Below are 22,214 nucleotides of genomic sequence, written 5' to 3'. Positions count from 1 at the left end.
TATTGAACACGGAGGTACGGAGAACACAGAGCATAGACAACCGAACTTTGATTCGTTAACCTCTGTGTTTTCCGTACCTCCGTGTTCAATAAACCTAAACCAACTCTATTTATTTACTTATGAATTACAGAAAACTCGGGAAGACTGGCTTTAGCGTTTCCGAAATCAGCCTTGGAACCTGGCAGGTTGGCGGCAAATGGGGCGATCCGTTCAGCCACGAAAATGCCGACCGTATTCTCAACGAAGCCGTCGATGCCGGCATTAACTTTATCGACACCGCCGATGTATATGGCGATGGAGAAAGCGAAAAAGCCGTTGGGCGGCTGGTTCGCTCCCGGTCCGAACAGATTTACGTGGCCACCAAATGCGGCCGTCGTCTGCAGCCGCACACGAGCGAGGCCTACCAACCCGCTGCGCTACGTCAGTTTGTGGAAGACAGCCTGCAAAATATGGGATTGGAAACGCTGGATCTGATTCAATTACACTGCCCGCCAACCGAGGTTTTCTACCGGCCCGAAATCTTTGAGTTGTTCGACCGCTTGAAAGACGAAGGGAAAATCCGGAATCTGGGCGTTAGTGTCGAGAAAGTGGAAGAAGGCCTGAAAGCCATTGAATTTCCCAACGTAACTACGGTGCAGATTATCTTCAATATGTTCCGGCAGCGACCGGCCGAACTCTTCTTCACCGAGGCACTCCGGCGCGATGTTGGCGTCATTGTCCGGGTGCCGCTGGCCAGCGGTTTGCTGACGGGCAAGTTCAGCACCGACACCACTTTTTCGGCCGACGACCACCGGAACTTCAACCGGCAGGGGGCCGCTTTCGACAAAGGTGAAACGTTTTCGGGGGTGGATTACGAAACGGGACTGGCGGCCGTCAATGAGTTACGGGCCGTCTTTCCGGGCGATACCAATCTGGCACCTAATGCCCTCCGCTGGATACTGACTTTCGATGCCGTGAGCTGCATCATTCCCGGTGCCTCGAAGCCCGAACATCTAACATCTAATTTGCAAGCCATTGACCGCCCCGCCCCTTCGACGGAGCAACTGGCAGCTGTAAAAAAAATCTACGACGAGCACATCAAAAATCCGGTTCATTACCTGTGGTAATCAATACATGTACGGTGTGGTGGCGGGATTGAGAACCCGCCACCACACCGTACATGTAACAATGGCTACTGACCCAGAAAAATCTGGAAGCCAATGCCCAGACTCATGTAGTTGGTCGTTGATACAGGAATCTCTATCTGAGTACCACCGCTGTTATAATTAATATATGCTGACTTATAACGCTGCGAGATGTAGTTCAAACTGGCGTTCAACGCAACAGAGCGATTGATAAAGTAAGCGACGCCAATCGTTGGGGTAAGCGTAGACGTAAAACCATTTCCCTTCGTGTCCTGCCCCGAATCACGATTGCGTATACGTGTCCAGGAATAGCCATACGCCAGACCAACAAAAGGTTTCAGTTTTGCACTTCCAACGTAATAGCGTACGTAAGGAGACAGCCCAATAGAGGTACCACTATTCCTGATATTTCCGTTTTGATTAACGTATTTACTTGTACTTAAACTAAAAGGTACACCTGTACCGACCTCCAGATTGTTGACCGCGAAATAACCCACCGATGGGGTTAAGCTGGCAGAAAATGAACTATACACGTCTTTCTTACTATACGTAAAATTGCCAACAGTGGCTCCAACGGTCCAGCGTCCTTTCTCAGTTTGGGCACTTGCTATGGTTAAGCTTGTCAACAGGATCAGGCAAGTACATACGAATGCTTTCATAAACATTGATTAAGTTGTTAATAAAACACAATAGTACGTACGGTCCCGTTCTGGCTCGTATCCTTTAATAAGATTTAACGAAAATAGGCCCGCGTCGACGCGGGCCTATTTTCGTTAAATCACTCACAAACAATCAATTACTTACCTTTTACGGCTCTCTTAAACGTACCATCCGAGCCAAAGACCAGCACAACCCGCTTGGTATCGGCGGTGGTTATGTAGACAATGTAATTGCTGGTCGTTGACTCCTGTGCGGCTTTGTTAATTGTGGCCCCGGCGTAGTTTGTGTTGATATACGCTGTAATGGCCGCTGGCAGACTCGATGCCGCTACCGTTGTCAGGCTCACTCCTTTTCCCGGACGAGGGTGATGGAGCGTATCGCCGGGTGCATGGTGCGTTGAATCACCATGCATATGCCGAAGCGAATCGCCCCGTACATGATGCGCGGAATCGCCCGGAGCGTGGCCCCGTTTGCCGTCAATGGCTTTCACAAACGTACCGCTGGCATTGAATAATAATAACTTGATCGAGCTGCTTACGGTAATAGCGACTACGTAATTGCCCTGGTTATCTTTAAATGCTTCCTTAACGGTTGCCCCCGCGTAGGTAGCTGTAATGTATGTTGTGATGGCCGTCGGCAGCGTGGCGATATCTACAGCAGTCAGATTCGCAGGCTTGGTAGCCGATGTGCTGGTTACACCAGCTGTACGAGCAGAAGCAGTAGCCGATGTAGGGTCGACTACATTTTTGGTACACGCATTCAGGCACGCCACAAGGGCGGCTATAAAACTAAACACAAGCAACTTTTTCATAAAAGCTCTAGGCTGGTTTTGTTAAAAAAGTACAATGAGAAACTAAACGAAATCCGAGCTCGTTTTTCGGCATTTCTCACTATACGGCCTTCGCGGGTTTACCGTTGCAACCCGAAACGAATTTTAATCAGACGAAGCTAACAGGCGTTACCCATAGTGATGCTGTGCCTAAAGCAGCTTTACAGAAGTTAAAAATCGCCCCCTTTCGATAGGTTAGACGGACGGAATTTGTACTCAAAGGCAAATAATGAAATCCAGAACTTTACTTTTACAATCCTTTATTTGTACATTCCAGCGGCCAAGTGGGTTCTGTTTGGCAATTATGCATCGTTACAATATATTGTTCCATGAAAAAACAAAACGCCCGTCAATCACAATCGCAGACACTCAATGGCAAGACCCAGTCCCAAAGTCAGGCCAATGCGAATTTTTCGTTCAGCGATTATCAGACTGAAAACTTTTTTGATGAGATGTTCGCCAGTGAGATGCAGGTACGGGCTGGCTACGCTCCCTTCCAGCAACGCGTTGAGCAGCTTACCCGCGAGGATCTCATCGGGCGACAGCATGCAGCCGAACGGGCACTCATGAGCATGGGCATTACCTTTAATGTGTACTCGGAAGGTGAAGGCACCGAGCGGATCATGCCCATCGACATTATCCCCCGTATCATCGAATCGGCCGAGTGGGACCGGCTCGAAGCGGGACTCATCCAGCGCATCAAAGCCATTAATATGTTCCTGGACGACGTTTACAACGATCAGAATATTCTGAACGACGGCGTTGTTCCCCGCGACCTTATCGAATCCAGCAAGTCGTTTTTACCGGGCTGTCTGGGTGTAAAACCGCCAAAAGGCATCTGGTGCCACATTACCGGTACCGACCTGATTCGGGGCGAAGACGGTACCATGATGGTCCTTGAAGATAACCTCCGCTGCCCGTCGGGGGTATCGTACATGCTCGAAAACCGAGAGCTTAATAAACAGACCTTCCCCGATGTGCTGGCCCAAACGGGGGTTCGGCCGGTTTCGGATTACCCGACGCGGCTGCTGCAGATGTTGCAGTACATTGCCGATCGGCCCAATCCAACGGTAGTTGTCTTAACACCCGGCATTTACAATTCGGCTTATTTCGAGCATTCGTATCTGGCACAGCAGATGGGCGTTGAACTGGTCGAAGCCCGCGATCTGGTGGTATCGGGTGGTTACGTTAAAATGCGTACCACCAAAGGTTTTCAGATCGTCGACGTGATTTACCGCCGTATTGATGATACCTTCCTGGACCCAAAGGCCTTTAATCCGGATTCGATGATTGGTGTACCGGGTATTTTTGAAGTCTACAAAAAAGGGCGCGTTGCCCTGGCCAATGCGCCCGGTACCGGCGTTGCCGACGATAAGGTGATATACGCTTATGTACCCCGCATCATCAAGTACTACATGGGCGAAGAAGCCATCATTCCCAATGTGAAGACGTACATCTGCCGCGAAGACGAAGACTGTGCCTACGTCATGGACAATATTGAGAAACTGGTGGTTAAGGAAGCCAACGAAGCGGGCGGTTATGGTATGCTTATTGGTCCGAAAGCAACGCCGGAAGAACACGAGTTATTCCGGCAGAAGATTAAGGAGAACCCTCGTAATTACATCGCCCAGCCAACCATTTCGCTGTCGCGCGTGCCCTGCATTGTTGGCGACCATGCCGAAGGCCGACATGTAGATCTGCGCCCGTATATTCTTTATGGCGATGGGGTCAATGTTATTCCCGGTGGCCTCACCCGTGTAGCCCTGCGCAAAGGCTCCCTTGTAGTTAACTCCTCACAGGGCGGTGGCGGTAAGGATACCTGGGTATTGTATTAGTGAGTGAAGTTGGTGGAGTGGTGAAATGAGTTATTTGCCCCACTCCACCAACTTCACTTTTTTTATACTCTTTTCCGGCCGGAAGCGTTTTAGCTGAAACAGCTGGAATCCATGCGGCCTATCTACTTACTCAACTTCATCCTACTTTTTTTTTGCGTTATTCTGAAGCCTGTAACGAGTCAGGCATCCCATGTTCGGGCGGGTGAAATCACCACCAAACGCATTTCGCAAACCTCCCTTACCTACAAGATCACGTTTACGGCGTATTACGACGAAACGCCGGCCGGCAGAGCAGCAGCCGATGCAGCAGACAGCTACACCATGTGCTTTGGCGATGGCACTACCTCGACCGTTGAACGCAGCAGCCGCGTACTCATTAACGGCCGCACCTCGTCGATCAATAGCTATACTATTGTCCATACGTATCCCGGACCGGGAACCTACTCGATTGGCATTACGGTCGTCAACCGGAATAAAAATACAATCAACCTTCCACCAGCGGCCCTATCTGACCAGATTCCATTTTTCGTTTCGACGACGATTTACATCAATGCGGCCCTGCTGACCAACTCCACCCCGGTCATGCTCAACCCACCGCTCGACTCGGGTCGGGTAGGCCAGAAATTCTGTCATAACCCGGCCGCCTTCGACGCCGATGGCGATAGTCTGGCTTATCGATTGAGTGTACCCCAAACATCCCCCACAGAGGCTGGTTGTCAGGGACGACCGATTTCAACCTACCAGGACCCTACCCGATTCAGTACCGTCCGGGAGGGCGGGGGAACACCCCCTACCTTCTCCATCGATGCCCGAACCGGCGAGCTTTGCTGGGATTCGCCGGGACAGGTGGGACAGTATAATTTTGCGTTTATTGTTGAGGAGTGGCGTAACGGCGTACTTATTGGAGAGATCACCCGAGACATGCAGATCATTGTCGTCGACAGTCCGAACAAGCGCCCCTTACTTCAGCCGATACCGGACCTGTGCGTAGAAGCCGGTGCCCTCATCACGCAGCCCGTCACGGCCACCGACCCCGACGGACAACGCGTCGTCATCGCCGGCTTTGGGGGCGTCTTCAACATCGGCGCCGACCGCCAGCCCCTGCCCGCCAGCGAACTCATCCCCCCCGCTTACGCCCGACTCATCAACGGCGACATCATCCAGAACCAGCCCGCCACGGCTACCTTCTCCTGGCAGACCAGCTGCAACCAGATTCGTCAGTCACCCTACGATGTGACCTTCAAGGTCACCGATGTGCCCCAGCGGCCCACCCCCGCGCTGGTCTCCTTCCAGACCTTCCGCATCCAGATTGTGGGGCCATCCATCAAGAACCTCACCGCCCGGCCCACCGCTACGGCCAACGGCAGAGCCATCCAGCTCACCTGGAGCCCTTACGCCTGCGGTAACCCCGGCACCTATATTGCCATCTACCGCAAAGAGGGCTGCGATGACCGGCCCATCCCCCCCTGTACCACCGGCGTACCCCCCGGCTACACCAAAATTGCCGACGTGCCCGTTACCGCGACCACTTTCACGGATACCTCCTCCCTGCGCCGGGGCGTCTCCTACGCTTACCGACTCCTGGCGGTGTACCCCGACGTCAATGGGGGTAGTAATGGGGGCGTCTCACTGGCCTCCAATCAGGCGTGTCTGACACTGCCCCTGCTGGCTCCGGTGATCACCCAGGTGACGGTCGACTCCACCCGCGAGGTCACCGGACAGATCACCCTCAAGTGGACGAGACCCATCGGACTCAACCCCGGCGACCTGGGCGGACCCTACCAGTACCGTATCCAGCGCGCCACCGGCCTGAGCGGAACCAACTTCACCCCCCTGGCCACCATCAACTCCACCCTCAGCCCCTCCGCCAACGACACCTCCTTCGTTGACCGGGGCACCACGGCCAACCCCCTCAACACCTCCGCCAACCCCTACCGCTACCGCATCGAGTTCTTCTACACCGATGCCAACACCCAGCAGCTCACCCGACTCGACATCACCGAGCCCGCGGCCTCCGTGCGCCTGGCGGCCACCCCCGCCAACCGGCAGGTCACCCTCAGCTGGCAGACCAGCACCCCCTGGTCCAACGACGCCCGCGTCCACGATGTGTATCGCAGCCGTACCGGCCCCAACGGCCCCTTCAACAAGATCCGCGAAGTCACCGTCCAGACCCAGCCCTACACCTTCTCCGACGACGGGACGGACGCCTTCACCGCCGATGGCAACACCAGCCGGGTCCTCTCGGCCGACTCCAGCTACTGCTACCGGGTGATGACCCGGGGCCAGTACACCGACACCCAGCTGGCCCGCCTGGGGGTGCTCATCAACTACAGTCAGGTCATCTGTGCCACCCCCACCGACACCACCCGGCCCTGCCCGCCCACCCTGCGGCTGGACTCGCTGAACTGCGCCAGTCTGAGCCCCGAGAGCTTCTGCAATGTGACCAGCTTCACCAACCAGCTCCGCTGGACGCCCGGCAGCGGCCCCAACTGCGACGCCAACATTGCCACCTACAAGATCTACTACGCCCGCTACCGGCCCGACAGTTTGCGGGCCCTGAGCAGCGTGGCGGCCCCCACCACCAGCTTTGCCCACAGCAGCCTGACGACCGTGGCGGGCTGTTACTACGTGACGGCGGTGAGCCAGCGGGGGCTGGAGAGCCGCCCCTCGAATGTGGTCTGCAACGAGGCCTGTCCGTATCTGGCCCTGCCCAACGTGTTCACCCCCAACGGGGATGGCAAGAACGATGTGTTTGTGCCTCTGGCGTGTCCGCGGTTTGTGGAGCGGATCGAGTTTGTGGTCTACAACCGGTGGGGGGCCAGGCTTTATGAGGGCAGCGGTCCGACCCTGAGCTGGGACGGGCGGAGCAGCGACGGGGCGGAGCTGCCGACGGGTCTGTACTACTACCAGGCCACGGTGCACTATGCGCAGCTGGAGCGCAACGCCCCCCCTCAGATCCTCAAAAGCTGGGTCCAGATCATCCGCGAGGACGGCAGTATTAAGTAATTATCCTAAAAGAAGGGTCAAATAAGGAGAAAGAGGCAGCAAGAGACAATGCTCCTTTCTCCTTTTTTGTTTTTCCCTTATCTTACCGCTTCATATCAATACATTTTTGACACGCGACAGCGTTGTACTAAAAATGCGTTAATTCTATGCGGTTCCTCTATATACTTGGTTTTTTAGGTCTATTTTTTGGTGCGGTGCTGTGCCCGACAGTCAGCCAGGCTACTCACGTACGAGCGGGTGAAATTACGACCAAACGGGTTTCTCAGACGTCGCTAACATACAAGATCACCTTTACCGCTTACTTCGACGAAGTAAAAGGGAAACCAGCCGCTGACCAGGCTGAAAACTATACCTTCTGCTTTGGCGATGGGACCACAGCTGATGTTCGTCGAAGCGGCCGTGTATACATCAACGGACGCACTTCATCGGTTAACAGTTATACCGTTATCCATACGTATCCCGGACCGGGAACCTATACCATTGGCGTAACCGTACCCAACCGGAATGCTGACACCAAAAACCTTCCGCCAGCGGCTACCTCCGACCAGATCCGTTTCTTCGTCTCGACGACGATTTACATCAATGCGGCCCTGCTGACCAACTCCACCCCGGTCATGCTCAACCCACCGCTCGACTCGGGTCGGGTAGGCCAGAAATTCTGCCATAACCCGGCCGCCTTCGACGCCGATGGCGATAGTCTGGCTTATCGACTGAGTGTACCCCAAACCAGTTTAACGGATAATGGATGCGTAGGGCGAGCGATTCCGTCCTATCAGGACCCCACCCGATTTAGTACCGTCCGGGAGGACGGAGGCACCCCGCCCAGTTTCTCCATTAACCCGAAAACGGGCGAATTATGCTGGGATTCGCCGGGTGAGATCGGCCAGTTCAACTTTGCGTTTATCATTGAAGAATGGCGTAACGGTGTACTTATTGGAGAGATCACCCGAGACATGCAGATCATTGTCGTCGACAATAGAAACCTGCGCCCGATCATCCAGCCGATACCGGACCTGTGCGTAGAGGCCGGTGCCCTCATCACGCAGCCCGTCACGGCCACCGACCCCGACGGACAACGCGTCGTCATCGCCGGCTTTGGGGGCGTCTTCAACATCGGCGCCGACCGCCAGCCCCTGCCCGCCAGCGAACTCATCCCCCCCGCTTACGCCCGACTCATCAACGGCGACATCATCCAGAACCAGCCCGCCACGGCTACCTTCTCCTGGCAGACCAGCTGCAACCAGATTCGTCAGGCACCCTACGATGTGACCTTCAAGGTCACCGATGTGCCCCAGCGGCCCACCCCCGCGCTGGTCTCCTTCCAGACCTTCCGCATCCAGATTGTGGGGCCATCCATCAAGAACCTCACCGCCCGGCCCACCGCTACGGCCAACGGCAGAGCCATCCAGCTCACCTGGAGCCCTTATGCCTGCGGTAACCCCGGCACCTATATTGCCATCTACCGCAAAGAGGGCTGCGATGACCGGCCCATCCCCCCCTGTACCACCGGCGTACCCCCCGGCTACACCAAAATTGCCGACGTGCCCGTTACCGCGACCACTTTCACGGATACCTCCTCCCTGCGCCGGGGCGTCTCCTACGCTTACCGACTCCTGGCGGTGTACCCCGACGTCAATGGGGGTAGTAATGGGGGCGTCTCACTGGCCTCCAATCAGGCGTGTCTGACACTGCCCCTGCTGGCTCCGGTGATCACCCAGGTGACGGTCGACTCCACCCGCGAGGTCACCGGACAGATCACCCTCAAGTGGACGAGACCCATCGGACTCAACCCCGGCGACCTGGGCGGACCCTACCAGTACCGTATCCAGCGCGCCACCGGCCTGAGCGGAACCAACTTCACCCCCCTGGCCACCATCAACTCCACCCTCAGCCCCTCCGCCAACGACACCTCCTTCGTTGACCGGGGCACCACGGCCAACCCCCTCAACACCTCCGCCAACCCCTACCGCTACCGCATCGAGTTCTTCTACACCGATGCCAACACCCAGCAGCTCACCCGACTCGACATCACCGAGCCCGCGGCCTCCGTGCGCCTGGCGGCCACCCCCGCCAACCGGCAGGTCACCCTCAGCTGGCAGACCAGCACCCCCTGGTCCAACGACGCCCGCGTCCACGATGTGTATCGCAGCCGTACCGGCCCCAACGGCCCCTTCAACAAGATCCGCGAAGTCACCGTCCAGACCCAGCCCTACACCTTCTCCGACGACGGGACGGACGCCTTCACCGCCGATGGCAACACCAGCCGGGTCCTCTCGGCCGACTCCAGCTACTGCTACCGGGTGATGACCCGGGGCCAGTACACCGACACCCAGCTGGCCCGCCTGGGGGTGCTCATCAACTACAGTCAGGTCATCTGTGCCACCCCCACCGACACCACCCGGCCCTGCCCGCCCACCCTGCGGCTGGACTCGCTGAACTGCGCCAGTCTGAGCCCCGAGAGCTTCTGCAATGTGACCAGCTTCACCAACCAGCTCCGCTGGACGCCCGGCAGCGGCCCCAACTGCGACGCCAACATTGCCACCTACAAGATCTACTACGCCCGCTACCGGCCCGACAGTTTGCGGGCCCTGAGCAGCGTGGCGGCCCCCACCACCAGCTTTGCCCACAGCAGCCTGACGACCGTGGCGGGCTGTTACTACGTGACGGCGGTGAGCCAGCGGGGGCTGGAGAGCCGCCCCTCGAATGTGGTCTGCAACGAGGCCTGTCCGTATCTGGCCCTGCCCAACGTGTTCACCCCCAACGGGGATGGCAAGAACGATGTGTTTGTGCCTCTGGCGTGTCCGCGGTTTGTGGAGCGGATCGAGTTTGTGGTCTACAACCGGTGGGGGGCCAGGCTTTATGAGGGCAGCGGTCCGACCCTGAGCTGGGACGGGCGGAGCAGCGACGGGGCGGAGCTGCCGACGGGTCTGTACTACTACCAGGCCACGGTGCACTATGCGCAGCTGGAGCGCAACGCCCCCCCTCAGATCCTCAAAAGCTGGGTCCAGATCATCCGAGAAGGAAGTGGATCGAGATAGATGAACTAAAGTTTGAGGCCGTGCCACGGTTGCAACCGTGGCACGGCCTCAAATCGGAACCAGGTACGATGAAATAGCAAAAGGCCGGTTAAACCGGCCTTTTGCTATTTCATATTATGATACACCATCTGAACATCGTCGTCCTCTTCAATTCGTTCGATGAGCTTTTCCACATCGGCGGCTTCTTCATCGGTTAGCTCTTTATAGTCGTTCGGGATACGTTCGAATTCGGCCTGTTTGATTTCGTAGCCTTTTTCTTCGAGAAACTTCTGAATGCTTCCGAACGCAGTAAACTCGCCGTAGATAACATACTGGTTGGCTTCTTCGTCAAATTCAACCTCGTCGCCCCCCACGTCGATCAGTTCGAGTTCAAGCTCTTCCTGATCGATGCCTTCGGCCGTAATCCGGAGCACCGATTTACGGTCGAACATAAAGTCGAGCATTCCCTGCGTGCCTAAGCTACCACCGAGCTTATTGAGGTAACTGCGCACGTTGGCTACCGTGCGGTTATGGTTGTCCGTAGCCGTCTCGATCACCAGCGCAATGCCGTGTGGCGCGTAGGCTTCGTATACGATTTCTTTGTAGTCCTCCTGATCTTTCGACGAGGCTTTTTTAATGGCCCGGTCCACATTTTCTTTCGGCATGTTGGCCGCCTTGGCATTCTGAATGATAGCTCGCAGCCGCCCGTTACTATCGGGGTCGGGTCCACCGCTTTTCACGGCCATCACAATATCTTTACCAATACGGGTGAAGGTCTTAGCCATCTGCCCCCACCGTTTCATTTTCCGGGCTTTCCGGTATTCAAATGCGCGTCCCATTGCTGTAATGAATAATGTAAAATGTACACTGTAGAATGACCTTATGCGAATCGGCATTAGCCATTATACATTATGCATTTAGTATTTCCTGTTGATTAAAAATTGACAAATCTACCTGCCCGCGAACCAGATCCTCAAACGTTTCGCGCTGACGGATCAGGTACGGTGTTCCTTCATAAACCAGTACTTCGGCCGGTCGGAAACGAGCGTTGTAATTGGAGGCCATGCTGAAACCATACGCACCAGCATTCTCGAAAGACAACACGTCACCGGGTTTTACTTCCGGCAAAGTGCGATCCGTAGCGAACGTATCCGTTTCGCAGATGTAGCCCACGACGTTATAAGTCTTTTCAGCAACCTTTTCCCCCGAAACCTGTGGATTCGAGATGTTTTTGATGTCGTGGTACGCGTCGTACATCATCGGGCGAATGAGGTGATTCAGGCCCGAATCGACCGCCACGAACGTACGCGTCGGATTTTCTTTGACAATGTTGGTTTTTACCAGCAGATGTCCGCTTTCGCTCACCAGAAATTTACCCGGTTCGAACCAGAGTTCGAGGTCACGGCCGTAGTTCTTACAGAAGTTCTGGAAAGCGGCCGACACCTGACGACCGAGCTCTTCGACATCGGTAATATGGTCGCCTTCTTTATACGCCACTTTGAAGCCGCTGCCAAAATCAATGAACGACAGATTCGGGTAATCGCCGGCCAGGTCGAACAGGACCTCGGCCCCGCGCAGAAACGCACCGGCATTCTTAAAGTCGGAACCCGTATGAATGTGCAGGCCTGCTACCGGAATCTGGTACTGCTCCACCACAGCACGAATCTGATCGCGCTGGAGGATGGAAATACCAAACTTCGAGTCAGCATGACCGGTCGAAATCTTGATGTTGCCGCCTTCGCTGATGTGCGGGTTGATGCGGATGCTGATGGGCACTTGAGTGCCGTAGGTTTGACCAACCCACTCCAATAAGGACAGACTATCGACGTTTAACTGTAAGCCGAGCGAAACGGCTTCGCGGATTTCATCGAACGACACCCCGCTTGGTGTAAACATGATCTGCCGTGGCTCAAACCCCGCCATCATGCCCATGCGAGCTTCATTAACCGATACCGAATCCATTTCAACGCCCTGCTGCCGCATCAGCTTCAGAATGGAGATATTCGTCAGCGCCTTGGCCGCGTATTTTATCTTTAGGTTGACACCGGCAAATGAAGACCGGAGCAAGCCAATTTTTTCGATAATTTTGTCGGCATCATAGACGTATAAAGGAAGGCCGAATTCATCGGCTATTTCCAGTACATTGACACCCTGAATCTGGTACGTACGGTTATTTAGTTGCATGACTTCATTGAACGAACCGCAAAATTACGCCATCTTTCCCCCATGTACAAAATTCAGTTTCTCTTAGTCCTTATGCTTTTTGGACCGGCTGCTCTTTTTGGCCAGTCGACAGCAAAAAAGCAGGCCGTCACCGGGCGAAATGGACAAAAATCGGCGACCGCGTCCGGCCTGCTTCAGTCGGGGCCAATGGTCGGTTATTCCGAGATGCGCGAGGTAAAACTCTGGGTGCAAACCAAACAACCCGCCCGTGTCCAGATTCGCTACCACGAAGTTGATAGCCCGTCAGCGGGGGATACTCCGGCATCGACATCAGCCACGACGCACCTGACCAACGAAGTGTACACCAACCGGCAAACGGCTTTTACAGCCCACCTGCTCGCCGATCAGGTGGACCCCGGAAAGACGTACGCGTACGACGTGTTAATAGAGGGCCAGAAGGTGAGCCTGCCCTACCCGACCAAGTTCCAAACCCAAAGCCTGTGGCAATGGCGGACCGACCCTCCGATGTTTCGCTTCGGCGTCGGAAGTTGCACTTACGTCAACGAACCTAATGTCGACCGACCCGGCACGCCCTACGGCGGTGGCTACGAGATATTTACAGCGCTGGCCGCCCAGAAACCCGACTTTATGCTCTGGACGGGCGACAATACCTACACCCGCGAGGTAGACTGGAACAGCCGAAGCGGGGTATTGCGCCGGTATACACACACGCGCTCGCTCCCCGAAATGCAGCCGCTGCTGGCCGCAACGCACAATTACGCTATCTGGGACGACCATGATTACGGTCCCGACGATTCCGACCGCTCCTACTGGCTAAAAGAAGTGACGCTCGATGCGTTCAAGCTCTTCTGGGCCAACCCGAATTTCATATTTCCCGAAAGCTGCGCCGGTACTTTTGAATGGAACGACTGCCAGTTTTTTATGCTCGATGACCGCACGTTCCGGGCGCCCGATAAAATGCCCGATGGACCGGGGAAAGCCTATTTTTCGGAGAAGCAGATTCAATGGTTACTAGATGCGCTGACGTTCAGCAAGGCGACGTTCAAGTTTATCGTAACGGGCGGGCAGATCGTCAATCCGACAAAGTCCTTCGAGAACTACGCCATTTACGGAACCGAACGCGACCGCCTATTCAAAGCCATTAGCGATGCCAAGATTCCGGGGGTGCTGTTCCTCACCGGCGATCGCCACCATTCCATTCTTCATAAACTGGATCGCCCCGGCACCTATCCGTTGTACGACCTGACCATCTCGCCCCTCACCTCCGGCCCGGCAAAACCCCTGGCCGACGAGTTAAAACTACCAACTTACGTAGACGGTACGCTGGTTACCGACCGTAATTTCGGTATTCTGAGCGTTAGCGGACCTGCCAAAGATCGGGTACTGAACATCAAAGTCTACGACCAGAAGGGCACCGAACGCTGGACAAAAGACGTACGGGCGAGTGAGTTGAAATAGATTATTTTATTTTGTCATGCTGACGAAGGAAGCATCTTCGAGCGCGATATTTTTTCCAGCTACCGAAGATGCTTCCTTCGTCAGCATGACAAAAACCCAATGACTATTAACAAATTCCCCGACCACCCTACTCTTTCGCAGCACACCGCCGAACACCTTGCAGCTATCATCAATCAGAAACCCACGGCAACGCTCTGTCTGGCCTCGGGCGATACCCCGATTGAAACCTATCACCGGTTTGTCGGTCTGGTAAAGGAGGGTCGCGTCGATGTTAGCCAGTGCACGTTTGTCGGACTCGACGAATGGGTAGGTTTCGGGCCGGACGACTTCGGCAGCTGTTCGTTTTACGTGTTCCGCGACCTCTTCAACCCGCTCAACCTGCGGCTGGATCAGGTACACGTTTTCGACGCCAAAGCGAGTGATCTATTTGCCGAATGCGCCCGCATCGACACCGTTATTGCTGAGCGGGGTGGCCTGGATGTGTTGCTGGTGGGCATGGGCATGAACGGCCACATTGCCCTCAACGAGCCGGGAACGCCCTTTACACTAGGATGCCACGTGGTGGAGTTGGCAGAAAGCACCAAAACGGTTGGTCAGAAATATTTCGAGACCGAAACAAGCCTGAGCCAGGGAATCACCCTTGGCTTGCGCCATCTGACCGACGCCAAGGAGGTTATTTTGCTGGTGAGTGGCGAGAAGAAAGCGCCTGTTTTACAGGAAGCGCTACAAGGGCCGGTAACCGAACAAGTCCCGGCCAGCATTGTACAAACGCATTCCAATGTACTGGTTTGGGTCGATGAAGCGGCCGGGAGTTTACTGGGTACGGTTTGAGTTTATGGCGTTCGGGTTGTAGTTTGTGGGTTGTTAGCGGATCAACGATAAACGACAGCACCTTTGTCAACTACGACTACCTCCCCTCGTCGCACTGAAATTCTGGCTGGAATCTCCACGTTTCTGGCAACTATGTACATCATTGTGGTCAACCCGGCAATTCTGAGTCAGGCCGGGTTGCCCTTTAGCGGTGTCCTGACGGCGACCATTTTGCTGTCGTTCTTTTGCAGCCTGATGATGGGGCTGTACGCTCGAAACCCTATAGTCGTCGCACCGGGCATGGGCATGAACGCCTTCTTTACCTTTACAGCGGTGAAAGGCATGGGCATACGGCCCGAAGTAGCGCTGGGGGCTGTATTCTGGGCGGGGGTTCTGTTCCTGCTGCTGTCTGTTTTTAACGTCCGATCGGCCATTGTGCGGGCCATTCCGCAACCCTTGCGTTATGCGGTTTCGGCCGGAATCGGACTTTTCATTACGCTCATCGGCTTCGAGAACGCCAAGTTTATTGTAGCGAATCCGGCAACATTAGTGGGTATCGCTCACTTCAACGACCCCATTGTTCTTACGTTTGTCTTTGGCCTGCTGCTCATGAGCGTCCTGGTGATTCGGGACGTGCCGGGCGGCATCATCATTGGCATCATCCTGACAACGCTGGCGGCCTGGCCCATTGGGCGGTACTGGGGCGATGCCTCGGCCATTAATTTCGGGCAGAAAACACTGGTCAATTTTCAGGGTATCGTGGCCGCTCCCGACTTTTCATTGCTGGGTAAGCTGGACCTGATAGGCTCGCTGTCGTGGTCCTTATGGCCGGTTATTTTTGCCTTTGCCTTCACCGACCTGTTCGACAGTCTCTCCACGTTCGTGGGTGTTGCCGAAGCGGGTGGCTTGCAGGACGAAGACGGCCAACCGCGTAACCTGAACCGCTCGCTGATGACCGATGCCGTAGCCACCACGTTGGCGGGAGTATTTGGTACCAGTCCGGGCACAGCCTATATCGAGTCGGCGGTGGGGATTGCGCAGGGCGGGCGAACGGGCCTCACGGCGGTGGTGGCCGGTTGCTGTTTTTTACCGTTTCTGTTTCTGTCGCCCCTGCTCTCGATCATACCGGCCATTGCCACAGCTCCGGCTCTGGTGCTGGTGGGTGCGTTCATGATGAAGCCCATTACGCGCATTGAGTGGGGTCAACTCGACGATGCGCTCCCCGCTTTTCTGGCGTTGGTTTTGATTCCCTTCAGTTATTCCATCACACAAGGGCTCATCTGGGGGTTTCTGTCCTGGACAGTCATTAAAGTCGCCGTTGGTAAAAGCCGCGACGTATCGCTCGCCCTCTGGATAGTCGATGTATTCTGCGTGCTGGCATTAACAAGCGGGCATTAGCACATTTTCGCCGATATTCCTGTGAAGTCGGGTCTGAGAACCCGATTTTACAATTATCTACAACTTATCCTGACATGAAAAAAGCAACGCTATTCCTTCTCCTTATCGCCCAAGTTGCCTTCGCCCAGCGTTATAAACCGCGCCCGATAACCGGTCTGCTCGGCGCATTTGGGGCCGAAGTCGCCCTGGTCAAAGAAACGCTGACCAAACCCAAAACAGTGGTTGTGGATGGCGTTGTGTTTACCACCGGCAAAATCGGCAATCAGCGAGTTGTAGTGGCTGAAACGGGGATTGGCAAAGTAAATGCCGCCATGACCACGGCCCTGATGCTGGATCATTTTCGGCCACAGCGCATCCTGTTCACGGGCATTGCGGGCGGCACAAACCCCGACCTTCAACCGGGCGACATTGTGATTGCCGGACAAACGGCCCACCACGATTACGGAGCTATTACCGACAAAAACACACCGACCCGGCAAACCCGGAATGCCATTACCAAACAGTTCAACCCGGCCTTTTTTCCCGCCGATACCACCCTGATGCGGTTAGCCGAACGTATTGTCAAGACCGTCTCACTGGAGGGTATTCCACTGGCATCGGGTGGGGTTTCAGACCGGCCGGTAAAGGTGATGACGGGCACCGTTGTAACAGGAGATGTGTTTGTGGCTTCCCCTACTAAAGTGAGCAGTCTCCGCGCCGACTTCGGAGCCGACGCGACCGAAATGGAAGGGGCTGCTATTGCGCAGGTCTGTTACCAGCTTCAGGTGCCGCACCTCATCATCCGTAGCCTGAGCGACCGTGCCGATGCCGAAGCGCACATTGCCTACGATAAATTTTACCCGACAGCCGCCCGAAACTCGGCTAAACTCGTGATTGCGATTGTCAAGGCGTTGTAAGGCGGTATGGACTGGCGCGGGTGAATACCCGCGCCTTTTGATAAAGCAAGCATTCGCCTGCGTCAGTGAATACTGACTTTATAAAATGGCACGAGCCAATGCTTGCGCCAGCATCGCCGTTACCTCAGAAAAAACGCCTTCTTTTGATGTGTGAGTTGTTTTTTATCACCTTTGAGTACATCAACGTTTAAATCATTGCTACTCAACTCAACACATTCTTCATCGCTAAATCCGTTCCAGTCATTCTGGTGGGGCGGTTATGAATGCTCTGACCAGTTAAACTGCTTTGGCCATCGGGTCGACTTGCTTCGGGCCTCGGGCCACCTTCAATTGCTCAATGAAGACTATGCGCTTCTGCATTCATTGAACATCCGTACGGTTCGGGAAGGTATACAGTGGAGTCTTGTTGAAAAACGGCCGTATCAATACGATTGGAGCGTAGTCGCCGACATGCTGGCAGAAGGCCACCGGCAGGGCATTCAGCAAATCTGGGATTTATGCCACTTCGGTTACCCCGACGACCTAACGCCTTTACACCCCCTGTTTGCCCGGCGTTTTACTGCTCTGTGCCGGGCCTTTGTCCACTTTTACCGCGACCTGTACCCGGACGACACCCTGATTGTCACCCCCATCAATGAAGTCAGCTTTATGTCGTGGCTCGGGGGCGACGCGGCCGGAACATCACCCTACTGTACCAATCAGGGCTGGGAAGTAAAAGTTGGCCTGATGCGGGCCTATATTGAGGGCGTTGCCGCCATGCGCGAGATCGACCCGACCATCCGTATCCTGACAACCGAACCGCTGGTCCAGATGGTGCCGCCCCTGAACGCGACCCCGGAGCAGATTATTAATGCCGCCATTGCCGATGAAAACCAGTTTCAATCAGTGGATATGCTGGCGGGTCGACTAACCCCCGAATTGGGTGGATCGATGGACTACGTCGACATTTTAGGATTCAACTATTATTACAACAACCAGTGGATTGAGGGCACACATACCTTTTTAGGCTGGAATGACGATATACCTGACTCGCGCTGGGTACCCCTTCGGCATTTGCTCACGAAAGCGTATCGACGCTACGAACGTCCTATTGCCCTCACAGAAACCAGTCATCCGGGTATTGACCGTCCGTTCTGGATTGAAATGATTGGCCGGGAATGTGCGGCCGTCAGACAGGCAGGAATTCCGCTAGTGGGCGCATGCCTGTACCCGATTGTGGATCGCCCCGATTGGGATCATATAGATCACTGGCATCACTCCGGCCTTTGGGACGCCGATCTGTCGACCGACCCACCAGGCCGAGTGTTGGTTGAGCCGTACGCCAACGCCTTACGGCAGGCGCAGGCGGTTGTTCTGGAAGCCAGCTTACCTGTTGGTTAACCTTTTAGTGTACACTTAGTTAAGAGGGCAGTTAAGAATCATTTCACAATCATTCTACTACAAACCTCTTACTGTATGTACGCATCATTATGTACTAAAGTCAGCATCCTGTTTGCGATGCTCTGGGTTCTGTTTGCCCCTTGCCTTTCGTTCGCCCAGGTTCAGGGGGGCAACGGAAACCCGAATCCTGGTCCTCAGGGCAATCAGGTCATCTTTTATCGTGATATAAAATACACGGGTATGTCGAGGAGCTTCAGTCCGGGTAACTTCACCAGTGGTTCACTGGGGTTTTTGAGCGGCAACATATCGTCCATTTACATACCTCGTGGATGGTCCGTTACGGCCCGGTCCCGTAACGGTCGTTCACAAACATTTACAACCAGTAATCCTATGCTGGCATCCTTAGGCTGGGATAATCAAATCATTTCGGGCGCCATTAAGATGAACCAATCCGGCGGACCCGGAGGTGGCTCCGGCAATCGACCTGTCGTTCGGCTGTTTTATGACCTCGATTTTACCGGAAATATGGTTCAGTTCGGCCCCGGCTCCTTTAAGTTTCTTGGTATGAACGTTGCCGAAAATATTACCTCCTTTACAGTAGCACCCGGCTACGCCGTTCAGGTATTCAGAAAGCCAAATCTGAAGGGACGCTCGCAGATCTTCACTACCTCGATCAATGATCTGCGACGGGTTGGCTGGGACAATCAGGTGGCATCCATACGCGTGTCACGCGTTAATTAGGGGGTTCTTCCACCGGGTATCCATTGATTTATAGTCTGACTAATCCAAGTTCCATCATTCATTAATCACTCCCTTATGAAAAATAGTATAGCCGTTTTTATTTTAGCTGCGTTACCATTTGCCTTGTTCGGTCAGAAGCTCAAGCCGGGATTTGATAAAGCAGAGTACATCGAACTCCTCAAAGTATCGGCTCAGTTTGGCGATTCTACGTATGTCAATTCCTTTCCGACTCCGCAGCAGTTCAAACGGGTTTATCGTTCCCCGGTTGTCGGGCTCGATAACATGTGGGATTTATGGACCAGCCCGCAATCGGTGGCGGTGCTGAGCATCCGCGGAACAACGGCCAACAGTGTAAGCTGGCTGAGCAATTTTTACGCGGCTATGGTGCCCGCCAAAGGATCGATACAGATTAGTGATACCGAGAACTTTCAGTATGAACTTGCGTCCAGCCCTAAGGCTGCGGTTCATGTAGGCTGGCTGGTGAGTACGGCATTTCTGGCAAAGGACATCCTCCCAAAAATTGACTCGTGCTACCGGGCGGGCATCAAAGACGTGATCATCATGGGCCACAGTCAGGGCGGTGGTATTGCTTTTTTACTGACATCCTACCTGCGAAACCTGCAAAAGCAGTCGCGTATTCCCGCCGACATACAGTTCAAAACATATTGCAGCGCAGGCCCTAAGCCGGGCAATCTGTATTATGCGTATGAATACGAAGCCGCTACACAGAATGGTTGGGCCTACAACGTTGTCAATGCCGCCGACTGGGTACCCGAAGTGCCGTTTACCATCCAGACGATCAACGACGTGAATACGACGAATCCGTTTAAAGGAGCACCCGCCATGATAAAAAAACAGAAGCTGCCGCAACGGATCGTCCTTAACTACATCTACAATAGCCTGAGTAAACCTGCGCTGAAAGCACAGCAGAACTACCAGAAATATTTAGGTAAACTGGCCTCCAAAACGGTTCAGAAAAATCTGAAAGGCTATGTAGCCCCGACCTACTTCAACAGCAATGACTACGTCAGAACCGGGGCAACCATCGTTCTCCTGGGCGATAGCGAATATTTTAAGAAGTATCCGGAAAGTGAGGAAAAGATCTTTACCCATCACTTCCATCCGCCTTATTTATATTTGACCGAAAAGTTATCGTTATCCTCCAGTCAAATGCAGTCGTCCAACGTCAATCAGTCACTGGATGGTGTCTGGGAACTGAACTACATATCCGGGCCGAGAATAGCGTTTGAGGGATTGTATCCCGACAAAAAGCCGTCTATTACTTTCGACACGATTAAACAACGGCTCAATGGATCGACCAGTTGCAATTCATTCAATGGCAAACTCATGGTCGATGGGCCTAAAATCAGTTTCACCGATGCCATGGCCATGACGCGCATGATGTGCCCCGGCGAAGGCGAGCAGACATTTTTAAACAGCCTGAAAACGGTGAATCGCTATTCCGTCAATGACAACACACTCACACTGATCAAGGGTGATATTGCCGTGATGCGGTTTGTCAGGAAGTAACATCGTTGAGCCAGCTATTTCAAACTACTGACCAGACTTTGAGTCATATCGGCAAAAAATTCGGCGGTATGCGGACCAAAGCGATTGGTCTGACCAATGGCGTAGGGACTGTCTTCGGCGTAATAATATTTGTCAGGGACGATCTGCCCAAGGTTTCCGCCATTGTAGCTGGTTATGATCAGGTTTCGGCTATCGGCTACGGGTAAGTTACGCAGCTCACCAGCCAGTTCAGCCGATATGCCACCGGGGCAACCCACAAAAACGGTTTGCCCAATACGTAACGCTTTCAGTTCAGCGGGATAGTCGCCGTAAAGCGCTTTGGCCAGCCAGGGCTTCAGCCGAAAGCCCTGGCTGACACGAATTTGAGGGTCATTCTGGACAAGCGGGGCCGTTTGCGCAATCAACGTACTATCTGTACGAAGTGGCTGGCGGTCTAGCAGGGTCGTTAGCCGGACAACCAGACTATCTGCCTCCGGGCTGTTGCCCCTTACCTGGCCTGAAAGATTGGCATCCTGAATGGAGCCGACCACAGGCATACCAAACCAGTGAGTTTGCTTGTCGAGCTGCTGGGTCAGCATGCGAAGAAAAGAGGTCTCGTCGGCTGGTTTGGTGTTGTTCCCCGTGGGAATTGGGCTTACAGAACCGGAGTAGATCAGTGCCGATTCGCCCGTCAGTTTGCGAAGTTGCAGCAGATGAAGAGGTGCTGCCCCGGCCCGACCGCTCGTAGCAGACAATTGCTGCAGAGTTTTCGGATCAACCTGCGTATACCCAATCTTTACCGTTGCACTGTTTTTTTGAGCCAGCGTAACCGTTTTCAGAATGGCCTCTGTCAACTGCCGGGTACGCTGCTCATCGTAGGGCCCAAATTCCCGTTGACCCATGTAGTCGCTTGCCCAGCCGCTTAAATCCGGTTGCGAACAGGTGGCTCCCAGGTACACGTTTTTCCACGGGAAGCCAAGTCTGGGTAGCTTTTGCTCCAGCGCCTGAGCGACCGTAGGCGGCATCATCTGTAAATCGACGGTGATCATGACCGCCCGTGTCGTGCCATTATCGAGCACCAGCGCGCGCGTTTGAACGGAATCCCACTTCGGGCGTGGTGAAGGCGCGTTTGTGGCAGACGCTTCGGGCCTGATCGTTACGCTTGCCCACCCTGCCCGAATGGGTTGTTTAGGGCGAGGGTCGCTCACAACCCAGGCAAACCGCTGCCGTGTAAACCGGTAGTATAGTGAGTTTTTATAGCTACCCTTATTGACAACGGTAAAACTTAACCCCAGGATATTGATTACCACCAGGGCAACGACAAAGATTGTGATTCTATAACGACGCATGTTGCTTTCAATTTCCAG

16 protein-coding genes are annotated in these 22,214 nt (G+C 54.4%); 11 read left to right on the top strand and 5 right to left on the bottom strand.

Going from position 1 to position 22,214, the window contains the following annotated elements; genetic code table 11:
• The first annotated feature begins 119 nt into the window (after positions 1-119).
• Positions 120-1,106: an aldo/keto reductase gene (locus ACYVJM_RS15685; RefSeq protein WP_461149175.1), complete on the top strand. Its 987-nt coding sequence runs from the start codon at positions 120-122 to the stop codon at positions 1,104-1,106.
• A 65-nt stretch (positions 1,107-1,171) separates the two neighbouring features.
• Here ACYVJM_RS15685 and ACYVJM_RS15680 read toward each other — a convergent pair whose 3' ends face one another.
• Complete coding sequence (locus ACYVJM_RS15680) at positions 1,172-1,783, bottom strand: outer membrane beta-barrel protein (protein ID WP_461149174.1); 612 nt, start codon at positions 1,781-1,783, stop codon at positions 1,172-1,174.
• Between the two features lie 137 nt (positions 1,784-1,920).
• Positions 1,921-2,595 (bottom strand): PepSY-like domain-containing protein, encoded by a 675-nt coding sequence (locus ACYVJM_RS15675; RefSeq protein WP_461149173.1) that lies wholly within the window; start codon positions 2,593-2,595, stop codon positions 1,921-1,923.
• 347 nt (positions 2,596-2,942) lie between these two features.
• Between ACYVJM_RS15675 and ACYVJM_RS15670 the strand changes: the two genes are divergently transcribed.
• The 3 genes from ACYVJM_RS15670 (at position 2,943) to ACYVJM_RS15660 (ending at position 10,492) form a co-directional block, all read left to right on the top strand.
• Positions 2,943-4,448, top strand: coding sequence for a circularly permuted type 2 ATP-grasp protein (locus ACYVJM_RS15670; RefSeq protein WP_461149172.1), 1,506 nt, complete (start codon positions 2,943-2,945; stop codon positions 4,446-4,448).
• Positions 4,449-4,559: 111 nt separating this feature from the next.
• Positions 4,560-7,454 (top strand): T9SS type B sorting domain-containing protein, encoded by a 2,895-nt coding sequence (locus tag ACYVJM_RS15665; RefSeq protein ID WP_461149171.1) that lies wholly within the window; start codon positions 4,560-4,562, stop codon positions 7,452-7,454.
• Positions 7,455-7,600: 146 nt separating this feature from the next.
• Complete coding sequence (locus ACYVJM_RS15660) at positions 7,601-10,492, top strand: T9SS type B sorting domain-containing protein (RefSeq protein ID WP_461149170.1); 2,892 nt, start codon at positions 7,601-7,603, stop codon at positions 10,490-10,492.
• A 104-nt stretch (positions 10,493-10,596) separates the two neighbouring features.
• On the opposite strand, the gene ACYVJM_RS15655 is transcribed toward ACYVJM_RS15660, so the two are convergent.
• A complete protein-coding gene (locus ACYVJM_RS15655) occupies positions 10,597-11,310 on the bottom strand; it encodes a YebC/PmpR family DNA-binding transcriptional regulator (RefSeq protein ID WP_461149169.1) in 714 nt (237 codons plus the stop codon).
• Positions 11,311-11,380: 70 nt separating this feature from the next.
• Positions 11,381-12,655, bottom strand: a complete 1,275-nt coding sequence (gene lysA, locus ACYVJM_RS15650; RefSeq protein WP_461149168.1) for a diaminopimelate decarboxylase — start codon at positions 12,653-12,655, stop codon at positions 11,381-11,383.
• Positions 12,656-12,727: 72 nt separating this feature from the next.
• Between lysA and ACYVJM_RS15645 the strand changes: the two genes are divergently transcribed.
• From ACYVJM_RS15645 to ACYVJM_RS15615, 7 genes are all read left to right on the top strand, one after another.
• Positions 12,728-14,113, top strand: a complete 1,386-nt coding sequence (locus ACYVJM_RS15645; RefSeq protein ID WP_461149167.1) for an alkaline phosphatase D family protein — start codon at positions 12,728-12,730, stop codon at positions 14,111-14,113.
• Between the two features lie 99 nt (positions 14,114-14,212).
• Positions 14,213-14,944, top strand: coding sequence for a 6-phosphogluconolactonase (locus ACYVJM_RS15640; RefSeq protein WP_461149166.1), 732 nt, complete (start codon positions 14,213-14,215; stop codon positions 14,942-14,944).
• Between the two features lie 63 nt (positions 14,945-15,007).
• On the top strand, positions 15,008-16,321 hold the full coding sequence (locus ACYVJM_RS15635; protein WP_461149165.1) for an NCS2 family permease: 1,314 nt from the start codon (positions 15,008-15,010) through the stop codon (positions 16,319-16,321).
• 74 nt (positions 16,322-16,395) lie between these two features.
• The gene (locus tag ACYVJM_RS15630) at positions 16,396-17,217 is read left to right on the top strand and encodes a 5'-methylthioadenosine/adenosylhomocysteine nucleosidase (RefSeq protein ID WP_461149164.1); all 822 of its coding nucleotides are present in this window, start codon (positions 16,396-16,398) and stop codon (positions 17,215-17,217) included.
• A gap of 195 nt (positions 17,218-17,412) precedes the next feature.
• Positions 17,413-18,597 (top strand): glycoside hydrolase family protein, encoded by a 1,185-nt coding sequence (locus ACYVJM_RS15625; RefSeq protein WP_461149163.1) that lies wholly within the window; start codon positions 17,413-17,415, stop codon positions 18,595-18,597.
• A 75-nt stretch (positions 18,598-18,672) separates the two neighbouring features.
• Positions 18,673-19,338: a hypothetical protein gene (locus tag ACYVJM_RS15620; RefSeq protein WP_461149162.1), complete on the top strand. Its 666-nt coding sequence runs from the start codon at positions 18,673-18,675 to the stop codon at positions 19,336-19,338.
• Between the two features lie 75 nt (positions 19,339-19,413).
• Complete coding sequence (locus ACYVJM_RS15615; protein ID WP_461149161.1) at positions 19,414-20,868, top strand: META domain-containing protein; 1,455 nt, start codon at positions 19,414-19,416, stop codon at positions 20,866-20,868.
• A 14-nt stretch (positions 20,869-20,882) separates the two neighbouring features.
• Here ACYVJM_RS15615 and ACYVJM_RS15610 read toward each other — a convergent pair whose 3' ends face one another.
• Positions 20,883-22,196, bottom strand: coding sequence for a hypothetical protein (locus tag ACYVJM_RS15610; protein ID WP_461149160.1), 1,314 nt, complete (start codon positions 22,194-22,196; stop codon positions 20,883-20,885).
• Positions 22,197-22,214: the final 18 nt, after the last annotated feature.

The sequence above is a fragment of the Spirosoma pulveris genome, from assembly GCF_054781875.1.
The sequence above is the reverse complement of the archived record's forward strand: the minus strand, read 5'-3'. Positions and strand labels throughout refer to the sequence as shown.

Bases quoted from the DNA above. Each gene is read 5' to 3' on its own strand.
- ACYVJM_RS15685 (WP_461149175.1), top strand. From the start codon at position 120: ATGAATTACAGAAAACTCGGGAAGACTGGCTTTAGCGTTTCCGAAATC.
- ACYVJM_RS15680 (WP_461149174.1), bottom strand. From the start codon at position 1,783: ATGAAAGCATTCGTATGTACTTGCCTGATCCTGTTGACAAGCTTAACC.
- ACYVJM_RS15675 (WP_461149173.1), bottom strand. From the start codon at position 2,595: ATGAAAAAGTTGCTTGTGTTTAGTTTTATAGCCGCCCTTGTGGCGTGC.
- ACYVJM_RS15670 (WP_461149172.1), top strand. From the start codon at position 2,943: ATGAAAAAACAAAACGCCCGTCAATCACAATCGCAGACACTCAATGGC.
- ACYVJM_RS15665 (WP_461149171.1), top strand. From the start codon at position 4,560: ATGCGGCCTATCTACTTACTCAACTTCATCCTACTTTTTTTTTGCGTT.
- ACYVJM_RS15660 (WP_461149170.1), top strand. From the start codon at position 7,601: ATGCGGTTCCTCTATATACTTGGTTTTTTAGGTCTATTTTTTGGTGCG.
- ACYVJM_RS15655 (WP_461149169.1), bottom strand. From the start codon at position 11,310: ATGGGACGCGCATTTGAATACCGGAAAGCCCGGAAAATGAAACGGTGG.
- lysA (WP_461149168.1), bottom strand. From the start codon at position 12,655: ATGCAACTAAATAACCGTACGTACCAGATTCAGGGTGTCAATGTACTG.
- ACYVJM_RS15645 (WP_461149167.1), top strand. From the start codon at position 12,728: ATGCTTTTTGGACCGGCTGCTCTTTTTGGCCAGTCGACAGCAAAAAAG.
- ACYVJM_RS15640 (WP_461149166.1), top strand. From the start codon at position 14,213: ATGACTATTAACAAATTCCCCGACCACCCTACTCTTTCGCAGCACACC.
- ACYVJM_RS15630 (WP_461149164.1), top strand. From the start codon at position 16,396: ATGAAAAAAGCAACGCTATTCCTTCTCCTTATCGCCCAAGTTGCCTTC.
- ACYVJM_RS15620 (WP_461149162.1), top strand. From the start codon at position 18,673: ATGTACGCATCATTATGTACTAAAGTCAGCATCCTGTTTGCGATGCTC.
- ACYVJM_RS15615 (WP_461149161.1), top strand. From the start codon at position 19,414: ATGAAAAATAGTATAGCCGTTTTTATTTTAGCTGCGTTACCATTTGCC.
- ACYVJM_RS15610 (WP_461149160.1), bottom strand. From the start codon at position 22,196: ATGCGTCGTTATAGAATCACAATCTTTGTCGTTGCCCTGGTGGTAATC.